The organism is Flavobacterium cupriresistens, from assembly GCF_020911925.1.
Taxonomy (GTDB): domain Bacteria; phylum Bacteroidota; class Bacteroidia; order Flavobacteriales; family Flavobacteriaceae; genus Flavobacterium; species Flavobacterium cupriresistens.
Map to the genome: position 1 here is coordinate 4,508,897 of NZ_CP087134.1, position 18,499 is coordinate 4,527,395.

The window sequence follows — 18,499 nt, forward strand, 5'->3', positions numbered from 1 at the left end:
TTTGAAATCTGTTAGGTTTGTTATTATTTTAAATTTAAATTTTACTGATATAACTTACGTATTAAACCCGACAGGTTTTAGAAACCTGTCGGGTTTGTTTTTTTAAATTATTTAAAATTTACTAATATAACTTCCGTATATATCTTTAAACTGATGTCCTTTTGCGAAGCGATCTTTGCTTAGTTTTCGATATTCTACCAATCCCCATAAAACAAATTCTTTTACAAAATACCTGTCTTTTTTATCCAATTGCGGATGGTATTTTTTTACCAAAGTCTCTAAAGGAGTTACTTCATCCAGTATACCTTGATAGTCCGCATCTGAACAATCGTCCAACAGTTCAAATCCGCTCTCTGCAAAAAACCAATCAATAATATCGGAATATGGAGTTTTCTCATCCGGTTTTTCGAGTTTTTCAATCTTAGGGAAAAGTTGCGAAAACAAAGTACGAACGGCTAATCCGATCAAATTTTGAGCCACAGCGGCAGCTCCCTCCTGCTCTCCTTCGTAAACCAACTCTACTTTTCCGGTAATAGATGGAATGACTCCTATAAAATCTGATAAACGCAAGGTCGTTTTATCAACTCCTGCAATCAAAGCGCGACGTTCTGCAGTACTGATTAAATTCTCAAATGCTGTGATACTCATTCTGGCACTTACACCACTTTTATTGTCAATGTATTCGCTATCACGCGCTTCAAAACTTATTTGTTCCAAAATGTCTTTTGCCAGACTTGGTACATAGACAATTTCACTTTGATTTTCGTCTAATTTCGCTTCTTGCTCAGTAATTGTTCTCGCAATTTCTACTGTTTCCGGATAATGCGTTAAAATCTGAGAACCGATTCTGTCTTTAAGCGGTGTAACAATACTTCCTCTATTGGTATAATCTTCCGGATTTGCGGTAAAAACAAACTGCATATCAAGCGGCATTCTTAACTTAAAACCTCTAATCTGAATATCTCCTTCCTGTAAAATATTAAACAAAGCCACCTGAATCCTGGCTTGTAAATCAGGCAATTCGTTAATTACAAAAATACAACGATTTGCTCTCGGAATCATTCCAAAATGAATCACACGGTCGTCCGCATAAGACAACTTTAAATTGGCCGCTTTTATCGGATCAACATCACCTATTAAATCAGCAACAGTAACATCGGGAGTGGCCAGTTTTTCAAAAAAACGATCGCTTCTGTGCAACCACGAAATTGGCGTGTCTTCTCCTTTCTCCAAAATAAGATTTTTTGCGAAACGGGAAATCGGATTTAAAGGATCGTCGTTTATTTCAGAACCGGAGACAAACGGAATGTATTCGTCTAACAATTCGATCATTTTACGCGCTAATCTGGTTTTAGCCTGACCACGAAGACCTAATAAATTAATATTATGACGGGACAAAATAGCGCGTTCCAACTCTGGAATTACGGTATTTTCAAAGCCATGAACGCCTTCAAAAACAGGTTGTCCTGATTTAATTTTCTCTCTAAGATTTTCTCTCAATTCGTCTTTGATCGATTTGGTTTTATATCCTGATGTTTTTAATTGACCTAATGTATTTATGTTTTCTATTTTCATGTTAATTATTTAAAATTTTGGTAGAGACGCACAGCAGTGCGTCTCTACGTGCGTCTCTACCTTACCCGTTTTTTCCTATTGGTTTCATAATCTTCAAAAATCATTTCCCCCAGACCTTTTAATCCGGTATAAAATGCTTTACCCTGATTGGCTTCTGTGAAATGATTCACAAAACGTTGCAAATAGGGATCGTTTGCAATCATAAAGGTCGTAATCGGGATATGTAATTTTCTGGCTTGTTGTGCTTGTGTATAACATTTGTCTACGATATATTCGTCCAGACCGTTACTGTTCATATAATAGGAACCATCACGCTCGCGAACACAACTCGGTTTTCCGTCGGTAATCATGAAAATTTGTTTGTTGGTATTTCGTTTTCTTCGCAAAATATCCATCGCCAATTGCAAACCGGCAACGGTATTGGTATGGTAAGGACCAACTTGCAAATACGGTAAATCTTTGATTGGAATCGTCCAGGCGTCATTTCCAAAAACCAAGATATCGAGTGTATCCTTTGGGTATCGTGTTGTGATTAATTCAGCCAATGCCATGGCTACTTTTTTTGCCGGTGTAATGCGGTCTTCCCCATACAAAATCATACTGTGACTGATATCAATCATCAGAACGGTACTCATTTGTGCTTTATATTGGGTTTCTTCGACCACCAAATCATTTTCGGTAAGCATAAAACTTTCCACACCATTATTGATCTGAGCATTTCTTAAACTTTCTGTCAGAGAAATACGTTCCAGGCCGTCTCCAAAACTAAATTCACGGAATTCGCCTGTATGTTCGTCACCGTTACCGGCGTATTTGGTTTTATGATTTCCGTTACCGGAACGCTTCAAATTACCGAAAATCTGATCCAAAGCTTGTTGCCTGATGGCTCGTTCTGTTTTTGCTGTTATTCCAAAACCAGAAGTACCGTCTTCTTTGGCTTCGTCTTTTATATAACCTTTCTTTTTCAGATCTTCAATAAAATCATCGATAGTGTAGTGTTCATCGGTGAGTTTGTATTCCTTATCCAATTCGCGAAGCCAGTCTATAGCTTCATCAAAATCTCCTGAGGTATGAGTGATAAGCTCCTTGAAAATCCCGAAAAGCTTTTCAAACGGAGACTGAAATGGGGCTTCGTATGTCTTAAAGTAAAAACCTTTTTTAAATTCGTTTTTCATAATTCTAAAATTACGGTTTTTTAGAATTATGAAAAACGAAACGCTTATTAATTTTTAGTTAAAAAAAACGCCGAAAATAGTCCGAAATTAGCTCCGAAATTGTATATTATTCAAACTTTCCGTCGAAATAAAACCAGCTATTATTTTCGAATTTAAAAGTAGAAAATTCGTAATGCGTTTGGGGTTTACGCTCGTTGTCTAAAAAGTACGCTTTAAATTCGACTGTTGTCTCGGCAAAACTTATAATTTCTAATTTTTGCCATTCATTAGCAGTCGCCCAATTCAGTATTTCGGCTTTTGAATAATACGGTCTTTCCGAAACATAAGTTGTTTCTAATAGATAATCGGCATTATGAGTTGCGTAGGCCGAATATCTGGAACGCATTAGAGCCAGTGCGGTTGGTGCTTGCTGATTCTTGTCAAGATACAATCCACAACACTCATCAAACAACAAACCGGTATCACAAAAGCATTTTTTACTCTCCATCAACCTGCTCTTCTCCATTGATTTTCACATGCAGTTGATTTAATAAAACCTGGTACCTGCTAATTTCTCTTAATTCTTCGTCTTCTTCTGCAAAATCAAGTAATTCGTCAAGAGTTTCGCTTACTTCCAGTAATTTATTATTGGCTTCCTTCTCTTGTTTGGCAGCGATTAAATCAATTATCTCTTGTACACTTGTTTTTAAATCTTCGAATTTTGTATTCATATTTTATGTTGTTTTTATTTTTTAGCCACGAATTTCACGAATTATCACGAATTACTTTTGAAAAAACTTTTTAAAAATAGTCGCCATCAAAGTTCAGTTAATTAACCAATGTCTTCCAATATTGCGTATAAAATTAGTGACAATTCGTGAAATTCGTGGCAAACGTACTATTCTTCAGTAGCCTTATCTTCGTTAAACTTTTTTATAATTTCTTTTAGCTTTTCTTTACGCGCAATTTCAGCCTGTTTCACTTTGTTTTGGGCTTTGTGCAATTTGTCATTGTGCTTTTTGATATTCCTTTCGTTGTTGCGTCCCATTATATTTCTCTTTTAATTTCTTCTAATGTTTTTTCGGTAAAAATCAATTCTGTGATTATCTTCTCTCTCAAAACGTCTATATCTTCTTCAAAATGTTTGGCCCAAGAAGTCAATTGCTGCAGATTTCTAATTTGTTTGATCCGTTTTGTGGTTTCAAAACTAGTTCTTAAAACTGCTTCTTTGTCATACTCAGGATTGTTTTTATGCTGATAATTGACCGTATTCTGATCAAAATCGGCCTGAATATAATACAATTTTTCTATTGCATTGTCAGGATGAAATTCGCTCCAGGCCGCAAAACCTATTTTTGTTTTTGACACTGTCTCCGGCTCCATTGCTACCAATCGCCATTTACTGTTAGCCAATCTTCCCCAATGATTCGAAATCCTGTACATTCCGTTTTCGGTATAATAATAAGTACTACCGGCTTTACTTTCGAACTGAATTTTTAAACCTGTAATCGCATCCGGTAAAACTTCCTGAAAGACACAAAATGTATTTTTAAAAGAATTAGGATGGGGTCTAAAGTTTTTTTGCATATGCAAATATACTCAGATTGTCCTGAACTCCCTAAACCAAACGATATATTGATTAACTTTGCAACTTCAATTTAAAAACAAAGAAAGTTATGTCTAAAGACTCACACGATAAAATGATGCAAAAAGGAGTTTATACCGGCGTTATAGAAAAAGATGAAAACAACAATTATTTTTGTGGAGCATATCTTTTAGATTACAAAATTGCCCACACTAATTTTACTGTTGGCGATATGATTACGATCAAATCGATTATCGAAAATCCAAGCGATATTAGCTACGATAAGTATCCAAAAAAATCTAAAAACTTCGATAAGGCGAATAACAAGCCGGAGAATAAGTAAAAAGAGTTTTCTGTCGCAGTTTTCAGTCGCAGTCGCTCCTTGCACGCCAACTCTCTTTGCGACTGAGACTGAAAACTGGGACTACGACTGCAAACCAAGTCCCGGAACTTTAAAAATTCTGAATATTTTTTCCTTGAAATCTAAAAAGTTAAAAAAAAGTGTACCTTTGCAAAAAAATTGTCGTTTTGAAGTATTAAATATTCATTTCAAACTAATAGACAAGAAGTTACCTTTTATTTATGAAAAAAATAGTTGAATACCGTAAGTTATTAAATGTAGACAAAACTGCAGAATTAAAAGATCTTAAAACAATTTATCGTAATGCGATGAAAGAATCTCATCCTGATAAATTTCAAGGTGATGATGCTGGTTTGAAAGCTGCAGAAGAGAAAAGTAAAGCGATCATTGAAGCTTATCACTTTTTGGTAAGTATTAATCCTGAAACGATTAAAACTAATTTACCTGAATACACTGAAACAATTTCGACTTGTTCTATTACAGATTATAAATTTGTTGAAGGACGTTTAATTATTGATTTCTCTAACGGAAGTGTTTACGAATACATCAGTGTTCCTAAAGCTACTTATGTAAAAATGGTAAACGCAGATTCTCCTGGAAGATTTGCAAAAAGACACATTTTGAACTCTTTTACTTGGAGAAAGAAAACAAATCAAGAATAGATTTACACACAAACTATCTATATAAGCATTCTGGCAACAGGATGCTTTTTTTATGTTTTTAAAATAAAAAATTGCGCTATTTACTTTGAAATAATAATAGCATTATAAGTTTCAGTGTCTTTTTCACAAACAAACAGCCTGACAACATGATATTTAACCCTAAAAAAACTATAACAAAATTTTAGGCGACAAAATTCTTTATATTTTATATTTTTAGATACTTTTGTTGCACAAATCAATTAACTAATTAATTTTTTATAATGAAAAAAATACTTTTTTTACTAACTGCTTCTGTAGCGATAATTTCATGCAGCAAAGTTAAAGACGGAGAATACCTAATTACAGGAACCGCAAAAGGAATTGAAAACGGAAAAACGATCATCCTACAAGGTCAAGACCCAGCAACAAAAATGACTGTCGCTCTAGACACTGTAAAAGTTGAAAACGGAAAATTCGAAATCAAAGGAAAAGTAACTGAACCGGCTTTTCATACTTTAATCCTTCAAGGAGCTAACAATCCAATCCCTTTTATCTTAGAAACAGGAGAGATTCTTGTTGCAGTTGATAAAGACAGCATCCACAAATCTAAAGTGTCAGGTACTTATAATAATGATGAGTATACTACATTTAATGCTGAACTTACTAAAACTCAAAAAAGATTAGCTGATTTTCAGAAAAACAACACTCAGAAAATGCAAGCAGCTCAACAAGCTCAAGATACAGCAACTATCAACGGTTTGATGAAACAATACATGACTATTCAAACAGAAGTACAAGCAGATTCTAAAAAGAAATATGTTGCTTATGCTGAAGGTCACCCAAAATCTTACATCTCTGCTTTGATCATTCAAGGTATGTTAGGAGATCCATCAACTGATATCAAAAAAGCTGAAGCTTTATACAACTCTTTAGATGAGTCTTTAAAAAACACGATTCCTGGTAAAGAAATCAAAACAAAAATAGGTCAAGCAAAAATGCCTGCAGTTGGTGCTACAGCTCCTGCCGTTGGTAACGCTAAATGAAGATCTGATTTTTCTGCGCCTAATCCGGAAGGAAAAGTTATTTCGCTTAAACAGAGTTTAGGAAAAGTAACTATTGTAGACTTTTGGGCATCTTGGTGTGGGCCATGCAGAAAAGAAAATCCTAATGTTGTAGCTATTTACAAAGAACTACATTCAAAAGGATTAAATATTGTTGGTGTTTCTTTAGACAAAGAAGCCGGTGCATGGAAAGAAGCAATCGCAAAAGATGGCCTTACATGGACACAGGTTTCTAACTTAAAATACTGGGAAGAGCCAATCGCGAAACAATACAATGTGGAATCGATTCCAGCCACTTTTATACTTGATGCAACCGGTAAAGTAGTTGCTCAAGACTTAAGAGGTCCCGAATTAAGAGCAAAAATCTTAGAACTTTTGGCTAAATAACAGCCGTCGGAATACCTTAAAAAAATCTCCCTTAGTGGAGATTTTTTTGTTATGTGAGGGGTTTTCTTGGGGGTTTTGTTTCAGGTTTCACGTTTCAAGTTTCAGGTTTCAGGTTTCAAGTTTCAAGTTTCAAGTTTCAGGTTTCAGGTTTCAGGTTTCAGGTTTCAGGTTAAAACTGGGAGCGTCTTCTCTCAATTTACTTTGACTGATTAACCGTAAAAGCTACAAATTTTATCCAAAGAGTGTTGTTTTTAGCTCTTAGAGATACAAACTCTTTTTCTGTAGATTTCCACTAAGACTGTTCATTTTTGTTTCTTAGCGTGCGACTTAAACACTATTGTTCTCAAAGTACCTTAGTCTTTAATCGTAATCCTATAATAAGCTTTAAATATTGTGTGCTGTTGTTGCAAATCTTTATCATAAGAAGAATAACTAACCTCTCAGAAGCGAAAACATATAGTTTTGGCTAAAGCCTCTCTATATCCCTTTTTTTATCTCCAGCTAAAGCTGGAGGCTATTAAACAAAACCTTGCCGCTTTGCCGCTTTGTCTCTTTATCTCTTTGTCTCTTTGTCTCTTTATTACTTTCACACTTTTCATCAGAAAAAACAACTACTCAAACTAAAAAAGACACATCTTAAGAGCAAAAACTCTAGGGCTTTCTACTAAATGGCCTCAATATTCAGAACAAAGTAAAAAAAATCTTTGTTTGATACTTTTTTATTTTATTCAACACCAATGAGTTAAAAAAACTTCTTTAAAATAACTTAAAATTAAGTTCGGTTTTTGTTTGTAAACATAGAAAACGTTCCTATATTTGCAACCGCTTAGCACAACAAAGCGCAACAAAACAAGCTTCGGGGAGATACTCAAGCGGCCAACGAGGGCAGACTGTAAATCTGCTGTGTGAACTTCGCAGGTTCGAATCCTGCTCTCCCCACTAAAAAAGTCCTAATGAAAATTAGGACTTTTTTTTATTTCAAAGAGACTCAAAAATTGTGAGAAGATCTGAAAATTTAAGGATTAGAAATGACTGAGCGCTCATTATCTATTTTTTCCGGTCAAAAGAAAGCCTACCGTATTGCCTAATTTATCTACCGCTATATATAAATAACATCAAATACCTTTTACTTTGATATAGGTCTTATCCAATCTACAACTCTACTCCAATCTACCTTTTCTCTTCTTCATATCTGCCTCAAGCAAAAGTCAAACTTTTAAATCCAATGCTGAATCGTGGCATGATCTACAATCACTCCTTTAATCTTCATTATTTCTTCAACATCCCAATAACTAAGTGTAAATTTTAATTTGAAATATACTGACTGAAGAATTATGTATTTTGGAAAATAATAACCTTTAGTATTCATTTTTTGATCGGTTTAAAATTCTAAAGATAAAAGTTATTCCAAGATGCGACAAAACCAAATTAGATCAATAACAACCATTTTGGCCTTATTTTTGCTTTTTATAAATTTTTAATACTAAAAAATAAAATTATGAAAACTCTAAAATATCTTATGATCGGAATTTTGTTCCTTTCTTTTAGCAACTCACATGCGCAAGTATCCGTAAATGTAAACATTGGAACTCCTCCCGCATGGGGACCGGTTGGTTACGATAATGCTCGTTATTACTACCTGCCCGATCTTGAAGCATATTATGATGTAAGCTCCTCAAATTATGTATACATCAGTAACGGAAGATGGATCAGAAACAGATCATTACCTTCTGTTTATAGAAATTATGATTTATATAATGAATACAAAGTAGTATTGACTGACTATAGAGGAAATAGTCCTTATGATAATTTCAAAAACCATAAATCAAAATATGGGAAAGGATATAAAGGAAAACCTCAAAAAACAATCGGACAAAAACCGGGGAAAGGAAACAACAAAGACAAACATGATAATGGTAATCACGGAAATGGTCATGGAAATGGCAAACATTAAATAAAAAAGAAGCTCAAAATGAGCTTCTTTTTTTGCTTTACAATAAAAACCGATACCTTTTGCTTTTTTCTTTAAAAACTATATCGTAATATTGCAATATAAATATATACCGATGGGAATTACAAAAACAGATTTTTTTACAGCCAGCCAGAATGAACTGGCAGTATTAGCTAAAGCATTAGGTCATCCTGCACGTATTGCTATAATAGAATATTTATTAAAGGTAGATACCTGCATCTGCGGGGATATTGTAAATGAACTTCCTCTCTCTCAGCCAACAGTTTCGCAGCATCTAAAAGAACTAAAAACTGCCGGTTTAATTAAAGGAAGCATAGAAGGAAACTCTATCTGCTACTGTATCAATGAACCCGGGCTTGAAAAGATAAAAGGCTTCTTTGAGCATATATCAGATCATCTTGCTAAAAAAAGAAATGAATGCTGCTAATTTAATAGATATGGAAATCAGAAAACTTTTAGCTGAAGACTGGCCGCAGGTCAAATTAATTTACGAAAAAGGAATACAGGCTGGCAATGCTACTTTTCAAACCAGCGCTCCGTCGTGGGAAGAGTGGGATCAGTCACATCTTTCGTCCTGCAGAATTGTAATCGAAAGTAACAACAGACTAATAGGCTGGGCTGCTCTAACTCCTGTTTCTTCTCGCTGCGTTTATGCCGGAGTTGCTGAAGTAAGTGTATATGTTGATCCTGCTCATTCCGGAAAAGGAATAGGTTTTATGCTTTTAAATGAACTTGTAAAGAAAAGTGAAACAGAAGGGATCTGGACACTACAAGCTGGAATCTTTCCTGAGAATATAGCAAGTCTTCGCATACATGAAAAAGCAGGGTTCAGAATACTTGGAATAAGAGAAAAAATTGGAAAACAAAATGGAATTTGGAGAGACACCGTTCTTCTAGAAAGAAGAAGCAGTCTTGTCATTTAACTCTTATTAAAAGAAGAAATAGTTTAACTAAATATATAAAATTATGAAACTTTCAGAAATTAAAGAAGTATTAAAAACAGCAAATGCCGTAAATTTTGAATTGCCAAATGGGAAACTTGTTCCGGAATACTTTCACGTAACCGAAATTGGTTTAATTACTAAAAACTTCATAGACTGCGGAGGAACCGTAAGAGAAGAAACTGTAGTAAATTTCCAACTTTGGGATGCTAATGATTATGAGCACAGACTCAAACCTCAAAAACTAATTCATATAATTGAACTATCTCAGAAAGTTCTTGGTATTGAAGATCATGAAATTGAAGTAGAATACCAAGACACTACTATCGGTAAATATGATTTAGATTTTAATGGTTCAAATTTCGTTTTACTAAATAAGCAGACAGCCTGCCTTGCTCAGGAACAGTGCGGAATTCCGTCGGATAAGCCCAAAGTAAAATTATCGCAATTAAATTCTGACAACACCAATTCTTGTACGCCAGGTGGAGGATGCTGCTAACTATTAAACATTTTTAAACCATTACAGCCAATAAAACTATGTTATATTCCGAGATTAAAAAAACAATTAATTTGTTTGATTTTGAGCAGATTTCAGAAGATCGAAAAAGTGCTGTACAACCATTGATTGATTATATTCAAAATAAAACAGATAATAAACTGGAAATCAGATTGAATTTAATCTGCACCCATAATTCCAGAAGGAGTCACTTATCGCAGGTCTGGGCACAGACCGCTGCTGCCTATTATAAAATAAAGAGTGTTACATGCTATTCAGGTGGAACGGAAACTACAGCTCTATTTCCTATAGTAGCAGAAACTTTGCAGATTTCAGGATTTAAGATTAAAACAATATCTGAAGGAACAAACCCGGTATATTCTATAAAGTACTCAGCGAATGAATTTCCTGTGATTGGTTTTTCTAAAGCTTATGATGATGAATTCAACCCGGAAAGCGAATTTGCAGCAATAATGACCTGTTCACAGGCTGACGCAGGATGTCCTTTTATAGCTGGTGCAGAAAAACGAATTCCAATAACTTTTGAAGACCCCAAAATTTCTGACGGTACACCAGAACAAAAAGAAATATATCTTAAGCGAAGTCTTCAAATTGGAGCCGAAATGTTTTATATATTTTCAAAAATCAAATATCAAAATGTTAGCAGATAACTTTACGCCAACCTTAAGAGGCAAAAAATTAAGTTTCCTTGATCGATATTTAACACTTTGGATTTTCATTGCTATGGCTGTCGGCGTATCAATAGGATATTTCATTCCTTCCAGCGGTGATTTTATCAATTCTTTTTCAAGCGGAACAACAAATATTCCTCTTGCCATTGGACTTATTCTTATGATGTATCCTCCGTTAGCTAAAGTAAAATATGAACAGATGGGACAGGTTTTCAAAAATACTAAAGTTCTAGCTACTTCCTTATTTCTAAACTGGATTGTGGGTCCTATCTTGATGTTTTTATTAGCTCTGCTGTTTTTAAACGGATATCCTCAATACATGATCGGAGTTATTCTTATCGGTCTGGCACGCTGTATTGCTATGGTTGTTGTATGGAATGATCTGGCAGATGGAAATAGACAATATGCTGCTGGTCTGATAGCACTTAACAGTATTTTTCAAGTTTTGCTTTACAGCGTATATGCTTATATCTTTATTACCATTCTCCCTCCTTATTTTGGGTACAACGGTTTTGAAGTAAATATCAGTATTGCACAGATCGCCGAGAGTGTCGGCATATATTTAGGTATTCCTTTTGCACTCGGAATCGTAAGTCGTTATACTCTTATAGCACTAGTGTTCGAGCCGCTTTTATCTATATTTATTAACCTGGGTCTGCAGTTATTATTTATTGCCTTAATTAAAAATGACTGAGCACTCATTCTTTGCCTTCTTCTGGTCAGAAGAAAATCTGCTGTGTTACTCAATTTATCGACTACCCTATATAAATAGCACCAAATACCTTTAATTTTTATATAAGTTTCGTCCATTCTCCAGCTAGCTCCCACTCTACCTTTTCTCTTCCTCATCTGTGATTCGATCAGTGGAGTAAATTTAAATAACCAGCGCTGAATTGTCGAATGATCCACTTGTATTCCAAGCATTTTCATTATATCCTCGACATCCCTATAACTCAATGTAAATCTTAATTTAAAATAAACCGCTTGAAGAATAATAGACTTAGGATAACAATGACCTTTAGTATTCATTTGATGAGTTTTAAATCTTTAAAGGTAAAAGCTATTTGCAAATGCGACAAAGCCAAGATTTGTTGTATTTACAACAAAACCCGCTAAATAACGGGTTTTGTATTTGTTGTCTTTGTCGATTTTTCTATGCACCAAACAAAAGGATTCGTACGGGAGCGGTAGAATCTTAACTTTTTGAAAGATTTCTGCGCAGCGCCCATCGATTTATTATTTTTTAAGGTTTTTATCTTTAAATAATTTCCCAACAAATTTTCTATACCAAGAAAACTGATTAATTGTAAAAATCAAAAGGATAATGGCTGTAGAACAGATTGCAATAACAAACATATTGAGTGCGATGGCCATACCTACAGCAGAAGTTGTCCATAAACCAGCTGCAGTTGTTAATCCCTTAGGAAGATTTTTTTCATCCCTAAAAATAAGTCCGGCTCCTATAAAACCAAGTCCTGTTGCAATAGCCGCAAGCATTCTGGCAATAGCAGATTTATCTTCTGTGAGATGAGCAGCAATAGAAACAAAAAGACAAGAAGCCACACAAATACAGGCAAAAGTTCGCACACCTGCATTCTGATGTTCTCTTTCTCTCTCAACACCAATAATTCCTCCCAATAGAAGCGCCAACAATAGTTTGGCAGAGAGCAACAGTTCAAATTCTATATCCATAGTGAAATACTTTTTTAATGCCACATTGAACTCTTATTACATCTCGTAATACAGCTCATTTTTTTCCTTTACAGGTATATTTACTGCCCCTGTCATTTCGAGCAGATTGATCTCTATTGTTTTTGCAAGCGAAGTCATTGGTGTGTCAACAGGTGTATTTTCAAAAGGATCCTGCATTATGATAGCTGTTTTTTCTATCGAAATAAACAAAACAGGAATTAATATCGTTATAAGAACCTCTGCAACCAACTGTGAGTCTTCGAGACCAAAGGGAAGTATCGCTGCAAATACATAGATCAAGATATGAACCAATACACTGTATGATTTTGGAAAGACGGTATTTTTTAAACGCTCACATTTGCCCATACTATCGCAAAGCCTGGCTAATGTTTCATTTAACTGCACCTGTTTAAATTCTGAAATTAAGCCTCGTGATGCCATTTCTGCAATGTTCAAAGAGTGCTCATCCAACAAAGCATTTGGTATATTAGCTGCTTTGATCTGAAAGGTAGTAAGGTAAGTCTGTACCCTGGATGAGAACTGCTGCTTGCGTAATGACTCTCCCAATGCATAAAGCCAGATGATCTGTCTTTCTGTAAAAACTTCAACAATCTCTTTATTTTCCTTTGAGGTAAATTGGATTATCTGTCGGATTAAAGTCCTGGAATCATTTACTATAGCTCCCCAAACGGTTCGGGCTTCCCACCATCTTTCGTACGACTGTGCTGTCCGAAAAGCAAGAAGAAGAGAAACCGCAGTACCCACTAATGCGGGAATACTTAACGGCAGAGATACCTGTTGAAATATGGGATGCATATCGAGCAGTCCAATTGATACCGCAAATACTACGATCAGTAAAATCTGCGATCTTATCTCATTGACAAAATACAAAAGTGATATTCTTTTATTTAATAACATAAATGATGATTATAAATTTAACGACTGACTCAATATCTGATTATTCAAATATAAAAATTTAAACTGACGTAAAAGTTATTTTATAAATGCGACAGCGCTATTTGGACTGCCTGTTATTAAACTTTAAAAAACGTAAAGGTTCAGAAAGGAATACCAAAACTTAAAACCGCCGAATTAAGTAACGAACTCCAGCGGCTCTACATCATAAAAAGAAAAAACAGCATGACCCAAGCTGCTTTTCTCCTGGACTTGATACCTTTTCCGCCACAAAATGTTAAGGCAATTTTTCTTTGAGTCATTGAAAAGTCGTGAAAATTTTGTATTTTCTCCACTTGAAGCAATAATGAATTATAGTGTAAATTTAAACGGATAAACAAGTCTGGAGAGTTCAACATTTATAAAAACACTTAGAAAATTTGTGGCGCAGCATAAAAAAATATTGAGAAATGCAATATATAAGCAGGATGCGGAGCTATAGTTCTGATCCATTTCTCATCATGTTGTAAGTAATTAAAAAACAGAAACAAACAACATTTTCGCACTCCCATTTTTTGCATTCTTGTAAAGAATAAATAATCTTGAAAATATAAGTGATTTTTAAAAGTTAACCTTAAAAATTAACAATTTTAGTTTTGTGGCAGAATCATGGCACAAGCGCTAATAAAAAAATAAAATTGTAGTATAAGCAGGCCTTTACAACGATAGGTTCCAATCCTGCTCTCTCCACCAAAAAAGTCCTAATTTTCATTAGGACTTTTTTTTATTTCAAAGAGACTCAAAAATCGTGAGAAGATCTGAAAATTTAAGGATTTGAATATCCCTAAAACTATTTTACATTTTCATTTATTTTTTCAAAAATGTATTTTGGAGATTCAAAATCAATTGGTATTTCGGTATCAAAATAACGAAAACCCAACCATTTGGTTAAAACACCGGAACCATAAATTAACTTTTTGTTCCTCATCAATAGTGTAATTGGTAGAGATTCTCCCTGACCACCATAAGAAATATAATAATAATTACCAATTAATGTATCTCCAACTATTTTACCCCTTACATATCCTGAATCCATAATTGCCTTACTTCCATACATTATTTTAAATTCACCCTTAAAATAATTTTTACTTTTTGAAATAGTTAAGTCAGCTGTATCACGTCCATTAATCGCCCTGTAATAATGATATTTCTCTCTAAATTTATTTTTCCTATTACAGCTAATGAAAAACACTAATGAAAATAGTATCAATAGCATAATAGTACTGTTTTTTAGTAACCTCTTTATTTTTTGCATATTGATTTCATTAATTTTTTACAAACTATTATTTTTCAATAAATTTATTTTAAGGTCTATATATTGTAATTGAAGATCATTTTTTAAAACTTCATATTTTGTTACGAGAAATTGATTTTTTACTGTAGCATATAAAATAGCTTCTATTTTTCCATTAGTGAATTTTGCCTGAGTAGTACCGAAAGAAGCTTCTGCAAACATCTGTTTTTCATTCAATTTTTGCTGAAGCTTTAAATAGTTTGTTTTCTTTTGTTCCTCTAAATCAAGTTCTTTATCCAATTCTTGTTTCGCTCTTTCCATTGCAAGTTTTGCCTTTTCACTTTCTATCTTAGCCGCACTTATTCTTTTATTACTTCTAAATCCATTAAAAATCGGAATAGCTAACTGCATACCTACTTCCTGATTTTTATTATCTGATAATTGAACAAAAAAATCATTTGAAGTAGTTTGATTAATATTTTTATAAAAAAAAGTAGAATACCCGTAATAAGCCGATAACACAGGTAATTTACTTGCCTTTTCTAAATTTATTGACTTCATGCTATTTTGATAATTTAGCAGCGAAAATTTTATTTTAGGATTATACTTTTCTTCGGAAATATTAAGCGAATTTTCTTCTCTGGATGTTTCTAAATTAATTTTATCCACATCAAAATCAAAGACATTCATTAATTGAAACAACTCCTTTTTTTTAATTAGATATAATTGCTCTGTTTGTAAATTCCGATTTTCATCTTCTGAATAACTTAATTGCATGTCATACAAATCACTTTGCGGCTTATTGCCAATAGCAACTTCCTTTGTAACTCTATTTAAGTTAAATAAAGATTGGACAAGTTCTTCATTCTGAATTTTTAATAACTCTTGCGTATAAAGAGCTTGATAGTAACTTTCTAAAAGTTGTAGCTTATATTCATTTTCTAAAACTTCTTTTTCGACACGAGCCAATTCAATATTTATCTTGTCTTTTTTAGCATTAGTAAAGTGGCTAAAATCAATTAAATTTGATCTTGCATTCAGGTAAAAATTATCTTGTTGGATATTAGAACTTACCCTACCATTCGTAGAAGGATCTATCGTTGATCCAAAATTATATACTTCCTCTCCATGTAAAGTAATACCGGGTAACATCCGATTTAATACAGAGTTCTGTAATTTTTCTACTCTTTTAACCTCAAGCTGCCTAATTTTGATATCTATGTTATTTTGCAAAGCTACTTCCATACATTTTGTAAGCGTCCAAGAAATATCTTGGCCGCTTACAAAAGCAGAAAATGTTAAAAAGAGAATGGTAAGAGCGATCCTTTTATTCATATTTTAAATATTTCAAAACATCACTTTTTGTTGCTTGATAGGCCCTTGACAATACAATAATCAGCGTAAGGATTAACAACACAACAAACCCTAATAAAAATGGAAATAAAGTGATATCCACTCTGAATGCAAAATTTTCAAGCCATTTGTTTAAAAAGTAATAAACAGGGAACAATGCGGTTAGAAATCCAATAATGCAAAACACAACATATTGTTTTGATAATTCTTTCAATAATTCATTGGTTTCCGCACCTAATGTTTTTCTGATGGCAATCTCTTTCATTCGTCTTTCTATAGAGTAAGAAGCCAAAGCAAAAAGTCCAAAAAGAGCAACAAGAATGACCACTACATTTAACAATGAAAAAAGATTTTTTTGTTTTACATAGGCCTCGTAGGTTCTTGCATATTGTTTATCTACAAAATCATACTTAAATGGATATTCTCTATCGACATGAGTTCCCCAGAATTTTTCAATTGCAGCAATTGTATTCCCCATATCATCTGCTTTTATTTTGATATAAACCTGGTTAATATTAGCAGCCATATCCAAACTTTTGACATGGAAAAAAGTCATCGGAGGTACTTTAGATTCAGGGCTCAACAAATTAAAGTCCTTCACAATTCCTACAACTTTCAACTTCCGACCCCTTATTACAACTTCCTGTCCTATGGGATCTTTCATATTCATTAATTTAACAGCAGATTCATTCAACAGAATAGAATTAATAGTATCTGAAGCTAATTTTTCATTGAGTCCTCTTCCTTTGACCATTTTAATTTTCATCATGTCAAGCATCCCAAAATCCATCCCGATATATTTTTCTCTAAAAAGTACATCCTGATACAAAATTGGATCTAAAGAATTATCACTTCCATCAAAAGAAAACAAACCTGTAGAAATACTTTCTACACCTTTAATTTTATATAACTCTTGTTTTATAGTCGAATATTTATTGTAAATATTTTGCCCAACCTTTTCGACCTGATATGCTGCATCGGGAAAATTTAATGATACCGCTATTACCTGATCCCCTTTAAAGCCTAAATCCTTGTTGTTTAAATACTTTACTTGTTCATAGACAATATTTGATCCAATAATGAAAAATGCGGCAACAGCAAACTGGAAAATTAACATCCCGTTTCTTAACCAAACTCCATTTTTACTCCTGCCAAAATTCCCCTTCAGAACCTTAAGCGTTTCAAAATTAGAAACGTAAATCGCCGGAAAAAGTCCTGCAAATAAAACTGTTATGATAAATATTACAACTAATTGCAAATAGAATTGCTCTCCAATAAACCTGAGATCTTTGCCTAAAAAATTATTATAATACGGTAGCGTTAATTCAACAACTACTGAAGCTAACAAGATTGAAAATAAAGTAATGCATATGGTCTCACAAATAAACTGTACTCTAATATTACTTTTTGACGCACCCAGGATTTTACGCACACCAACTTCTTTAGCACGTTTTACTGCATTGGCAGTAGCCATATTAACATAATTAAAAATAGACAGTACAAGAATTAAAACGGATAAGCCTACCATAATTAGCAAGAACTGATAATTTCCTCTACCCTCTGGATATCCATCAGTAATAGAATGTAATCTTGCTCCTGAAAGTGGTTCCATTACGACTGTAAAACGACCCGCTTTTTTAGTAATCTCTTCAAGTGTAAAGCCAGCTTCTTTAGCAGTTCTAACAAGAATTTCATCAAAATAAGCCTTCTCCAGCATTTTTCTGGTATCATCAACTTTCGAAGGGTCCTTAATTTTCAAAAGAATTTTTAAAACAAAAAGACCTGAATTTTTATCTAAAGACATCAAATCTTTCATTCTGCTCATTACAATTTCCGGAGCCAATGACGAATTCCCGGGTATATGGTATACAGCTCGCACAGACACCATTGAATTAGAGAGAGAAAACTGCTTTCCAATTGGATTCTCGTTGCCAAAGAGTTTTTTGGAAAGGTCGTCCGATATTGCAACGCTTGTATCATCTTTTAATGCAGAAATCGTATTTCCTTGAATAATTGTAAACGGGAAAAGAGAAAAGAAATCTTTTTCAGTATTGATAATTTTATCTACTGATTCCTTTTTTCCTTTATAAATAATTTTGTCCTTTTGATACCAGCGATCAGCAAAAACAATTTTTTCAACATTTGAATCTTTTTCTAAATGACTTTTTAATCGCAAGGAATTATCTCCAACAAAAGGCATATCTCCCAATTTAACTAACACCTGATAAACATTATCCTTTTCAGAATTCCAGTCGTTGTAATTCTGTTCATCGTTCCAGTACAGTAAAGCAAAAATTACACCTGCAATTCCAATTGACAAACCCAAAACATTTAGAGCAGAAAATAATTTATCTTTTTTGATGTGGAAAAAAAATATTTTAGTCCAATTTTTAATCATGTT

The 18,499-nt window shown here is 33.7% G+C and carries 21 protein-coding genes, 1 tRNA gene and 2 pseudogenes; 11 read left to right on the plus strand and 13 right to left on the minus strand.

Going from position 1 to position 18,499, the window contains the following annotated elements:
• Positions 1-111 precede the first annotated feature (111 nt).
• The 6 genes from LNP23_RS18430 to LNP23_RS18455 form a co-directional block, all read right to left on the minus strand.
• A complete protein-coding gene (locus LNP23_RS18430) occupies positions 112-1,575 on the minus strand; it encodes an AAA family ATPase (RefSeq protein ID WP_230002346.1) in 1,464 nt (487 codons plus the stop codon).
• Between the two features lie 56 nt (positions 1,576-1,631).
• The gene (locus tag LNP23_RS18435) at positions 1,632-2,750 is read right to left on the minus strand and encodes a vWA domain-containing protein (protein ID WP_047777132.1); all 1,119 of its coding nucleotides are present in this window, start codon (positions 2,748-2,750) and stop codon (positions 1,632-1,634) included.
• A 106-nt stretch (positions 2,751-2,856) separates the two neighbouring features.
• Entirely contained in the window at positions 2,857-3,237 is a 381-nt protein-coding gene (locus LNP23_RS18440; protein WP_230002347.1) for a YchJ family protein, read from the minus strand.
• The gene (locus tag LNP23_RS18445) at positions 3,227-3,460 is read right to left on the minus strand and encodes a hypothetical protein (RefSeq protein WP_047777341.1); all 234 of its coding nucleotides are present in this window, start codon (positions 3,458-3,460) and stop codon (positions 3,227-3,229) included. The genes LNP23_RS18440 and LNP23_RS18445 overlap by 11 nt, the downstream gene beginning before the upstream one ends.
• A 167-nt stretch (positions 3,461-3,627) precedes the next feature.
• Positions 3,628-3,777, minus strand: a complete 150-nt coding sequence (locus LNP23_RS18450; RefSeq protein WP_230002348.1) for a hypothetical protein — start codon at positions 3,775-3,777, stop codon at positions 3,628-3,630.
• Positions 3,777-4,316 (minus strand): hypothetical protein, encoded by a 540-nt coding sequence (locus LNP23_RS18455; protein WP_230002349.1) that lies wholly within the window; start codon positions 4,314-4,316, stop codon positions 3,777-3,779. Before LNP23_RS18455 ends, LNP23_RS18450 begins: the two co-directional genes overlap by 1 nt.
• Before the next feature lie 89 nt (positions 4,317-4,405).
• Between LNP23_RS18455 and LNP23_RS18460 the strand changes: the two genes are divergently transcribed.
• From LNP23_RS18460 to LNP23_RS18480, 5 genes and pseudogenes are all read left to right on the plus strand, one after another.
• Complete coding sequence (locus tag LNP23_RS18460; protein ID WP_047777125.1) at positions 4,406-4,657, plus strand: hypothetical protein; 252 nt, start codon at positions 4,406-4,408, stop codon at positions 4,655-4,657.
• A gap of 239 nt (positions 4,658-4,896) precedes the next feature.
• Positions 4,897-5,337, plus strand: a complete 441-nt coding sequence (locus tag LNP23_RS18465) for a KTSC domain-containing protein (protein ID WP_047777121.1) — start codon at positions 4,897-4,899, stop codon at positions 5,335-5,337.
• 260 nt (positions 5,338-5,597) lie between these two features.
• Positions 5,598-6,359 carry a DUF4369 domain-containing protein gene (locus tag LNP23_RS18470; RefSeq protein WP_047777119.1) on the plus strand — a complete coding sequence of 254 codons (762 nt, stop codon included), beginning with the start codon at positions 5,598-5,600 and terminating at the stop codon, positions 6,357-6,359.
• A gap of 18 nt (positions 6,360-6,377) precedes the next feature.
• Positions 6,378-6,764 (plus strand): annotated as a pseudogene (locus tag LNP23_RS18475) (TlpA family protein disulfide reductase); the annotation flags it as partial.
• 858 nt (positions 6,765-7,622) lie between these two features.
• A tRNA-Tyr gene (locus LNP23_RS18480) sits at positions 7,623-7,703 on the plus strand.
• Positions 7,704-7,980: 277 nt separating this feature from the next.
• Here the strand turns inward: LNP23_RS18480 and LNP23_RS18485 are convergent.
• Positions 7,981-8,133: a hypothetical protein gene (locus tag LNP23_RS18485; RefSeq protein ID WP_230002350.1), complete on the minus strand. Its 153-nt coding sequence runs from the start codon at positions 8,131-8,133 to the stop codon at positions 7,981-7,983.
• A 129-nt stretch (positions 8,134-8,262) separates the two neighbouring features.
• On the opposite strand from LNP23_RS18485, the gene LNP23_RS18490 reads away from it, so the two are divergent.
• From LNP23_RS18490 to LNP23_RS18515, 6 genes and pseudogenes are all read left to right on the plus strand, one after another.
• Entirely contained in the window at positions 8,263-8,718 is a 456-nt protein-coding gene (locus LNP23_RS18490) for a hypothetical protein (RefSeq protein WP_230002351.1), read from the plus strand.
• Between the two features lie 112 nt (positions 8,719-8,830).
• The gene (locus tag LNP23_RS18495; protein ID WP_047779333.1) at positions 8,831-9,163 is read left to right on the plus strand and encodes an ArsR/SmtB family transcription factor; all 333 of its coding nucleotides are present in this window, start codon (positions 8,831-8,833) and stop codon (positions 9,161-9,163) included.
• Positions 9,164-9,173: 10 nt separating this feature from the next.
• A complete protein-coding gene (locus LNP23_RS18500; RefSeq protein WP_230002352.1) occupies positions 9,174-9,659 on the plus strand; it encodes a GNAT family N-acetyltransferase in 486 nt (161 codons plus the stop codon).
• A 43-nt stretch (positions 9,660-9,702) separates the two neighbouring features.
• On the plus strand, positions 9,703-10,176 hold the full coding sequence (locus tag LNP23_RS18505) for a DUF6428 family protein (protein ID WP_230002353.1): 474 nt from the start codon (positions 9,703-9,705) through the stop codon (positions 10,174-10,176).
• Positions 10,177-10,214: 38 nt separating this feature from the next.
• Positions 10,215-10,844 (plus strand): arsenate-mycothiol transferase ArsC, encoded by a 630-nt coding sequence (locus LNP23_RS18510; protein WP_230002354.1) that lies wholly within the window; start codon positions 10,215-10,217, stop codon positions 10,842-10,844.
• Positions 10,831-11,544: pseudogene (locus LNP23_RS18515) on the plus strand (arsenic resistance protein); the annotation flags it as partial. The gene LNP23_RS18510 and the pseudogene LNP23_RS18515, both read left to right, overlap by 14 nt.
• Here LNP23_RS18515 and LNP23_RS23000 read toward each other — a convergent pair.
• From LNP23_RS23000 to LNP23_RS18540, 6 genes are all read right to left on the minus strand, one after another.
• Positions 11,463-11,894, minus strand: coding sequence for an IS6 family transposase (locus LNP23_RS23000; protein WP_428979166.1), 432 nt, complete (start codon positions 11,892-11,894; stop codon positions 11,463-11,465). The pseudogene LNP23_RS18515 and the gene LNP23_RS23000 sit on opposite strands and share 82 nt — an antisense overlap.
• Positions 11,895-12,101: 207 nt before the next feature.
• A complete protein-coding gene (locus LNP23_RS18520; RefSeq protein ID WP_230002355.1) occupies positions 12,102-12,557 on the minus strand; it encodes an MgtC/SapB family protein in 456 nt (151 codons plus the stop codon).
• A 36-nt stretch (positions 12,558-12,593) separates the two neighbouring features.
• Entirely contained in the window at positions 12,594-13,475 is an 882-nt protein-coding gene (locus tag LNP23_RS18525; protein WP_230002356.1) for a bestrophin family protein, read from the minus strand.
• 826 nt (positions 13,476-14,301) lie between these two features.
• Positions 14,302-14,727, minus strand: coding sequence for a hypothetical protein (locus LNP23_RS18530; RefSeq protein WP_230002357.1), 426 nt, complete (start codon positions 14,725-14,727; stop codon positions 14,302-14,304).
• Positions 14,728-14,784: 57 nt separating this feature from the next.
• Positions 14,785-16,080, minus strand: coding sequence for a TolC family protein (locus tag LNP23_RS18535; protein ID WP_230002358.1), 1,296 nt, complete (start codon positions 16,078-16,080; stop codon positions 14,785-14,787).
• Positions 16,073-18,496, minus strand: coding sequence for an ABC transporter permease (locus LNP23_RS18540; protein WP_230002359.1), 2,424 nt, complete (start codon positions 18,494-18,496; stop codon positions 16,073-16,075). Before LNP23_RS18540 ends, LNP23_RS18535 begins: the two co-directional genes overlap by 8 nt.
• Between the last annotated feature and the right edge of the window lie 3 nt (positions 18,497-18,499).

Bases quoted from the DNA above. Each gene is read 5' to 3' on its own strand.
- LNP23_RS18460 (WP_047777125.1), top strand. From the start codon at position 4,406: ATGTCTAAAGACTCACACGATAAAATGATGCAAAAAGGAGTTTATACC.
- LNP23_RS18470 (WP_047777119.1), top strand. From the start codon at position 5,598: ATGAAAAAAATACTTTTTTTACTAACTGCTTCTGTAGCGATAATTTCA.
- LNP23_RS18445 (WP_047777341.1), bottom strand. From the start codon at position 3,460: ATGAATACAAAATTCGAAGATTTAAAAACAAGTGTACAAGAGATAATT.
- LNP23_RS18530 (WP_230002357.1), bottom strand. From the start codon at position 14,727: ATGCTATTGATACTATTTTCATTAGTGTTTTTCATTAGCTGTAATAGG.
- LNP23_RS18435 (WP_047777132.1), bottom strand. From the start codon at position 2,750: ATGAAAAACGAATTTAAAAAAGGTTTTTACTTTAAGACATACGAAGCC.
- LNP23_RS18525 (WP_230002356.1), bottom strand. From the start codon at position 13,475: ATGTTATTAAATAAAAGAATATCACTTTTGTATTTTGTCAATGAGATA.
- LNP23_RS18430 (WP_230002346.1), bottom strand. From the start codon at position 1,575: ATGAAAATAGAAAACATAAATACATTAGGTCAATTAAAAACATCAGGA.
- LNP23_RS18540 (WP_230002359.1), bottom strand. From the start codon at position 18,496: ATGATTAAAAATTGGACTAAAATATTTTTTTTCCACATCAAAAAAGAT.
- LNP23_RS18500 (WP_230002352.1), top strand. From the start codon at position 9,174: ATGGAAATCAGAAAACTTTTAGCTGAAGACTGGCCGCAGGTCAAATTA.
- LNP23_RS18490 (WP_230002351.1), top strand. From the start codon at position 8,263: ATGAAAACTCTAAAATATCTTATGATCGGAATTTTGTTCCTTTCTTTT.
- LNP23_RS23000 (WP_428979166.1), bottom strand. From the start codon at position 11,894: ATGAATACTAAAGGTCATTGTTATCCTAAGTCTATTATTCTTCAAGCG.
- LNP23_RS18455 (WP_230002349.1), bottom strand. From the start codon at position 4,316: ATGCAAAAAAACTTTAGACCCCATCCTAATTCTTTTAAAAATACATTT.
- LNP23_RS18505 (WP_230002353.1), top strand. From the start codon at position 9,703: ATGAAACTTTCAGAAATTAAAGAAGTATTAAAAACAGCAAATGCCGTA.
- LNP23_RS18450 (WP_230002348.1), bottom strand. From the start codon at position 3,777: ATGGGACGCAACAACGAAAGGAATATCAAAAAGCACAATGACAAATTG.
- LNP23_RS18440 (WP_230002347.1), bottom strand. From the start codon at position 3,237: ATGGAGAGTAAAAAATGCTTTTGTGATACCGGTTTGTTGTTTGATGAG.
- LNP23_RS18485 (WP_230002350.1), bottom strand. From the start codon at position 8,133: ATGAATACTAAAGGTTATTATTTTCCAAAATACATAATTCTTCAGTCA.
- LNP23_RS18465 (WP_047777121.1), top strand. From the start codon at position 4,897: ATGAAAAAAATAGTTGAATACCGTAAGTTATTAAATGTAGACAAAACT.
- LNP23_RS18495 (WP_047779333.1), top strand. From the start codon at position 8,831: ATGGGAATTACAAAAACAGATTTTTTTACAGCCAGCCAGAATGAACTG.
- LNP23_RS18535 (WP_230002358.1), bottom strand. From the start codon at position 16,080: ATGAATAAAAGGATCGCTCTTACCATTCTCTTTTTAACATTTTCTGCT.
- LNP23_RS18520 (WP_230002355.1), bottom strand. From the start codon at position 12,557: ATGGATATAGAATTTGAACTGTTGCTCTCTGCCAAACTATTGTTGGCG.
- LNP23_RS18510 (WP_230002354.1), top strand. From the start codon at position 10,215: ATGTTATATTCCGAGATTAAAAAAACAATTAATTTGTTTGATTTTGAG.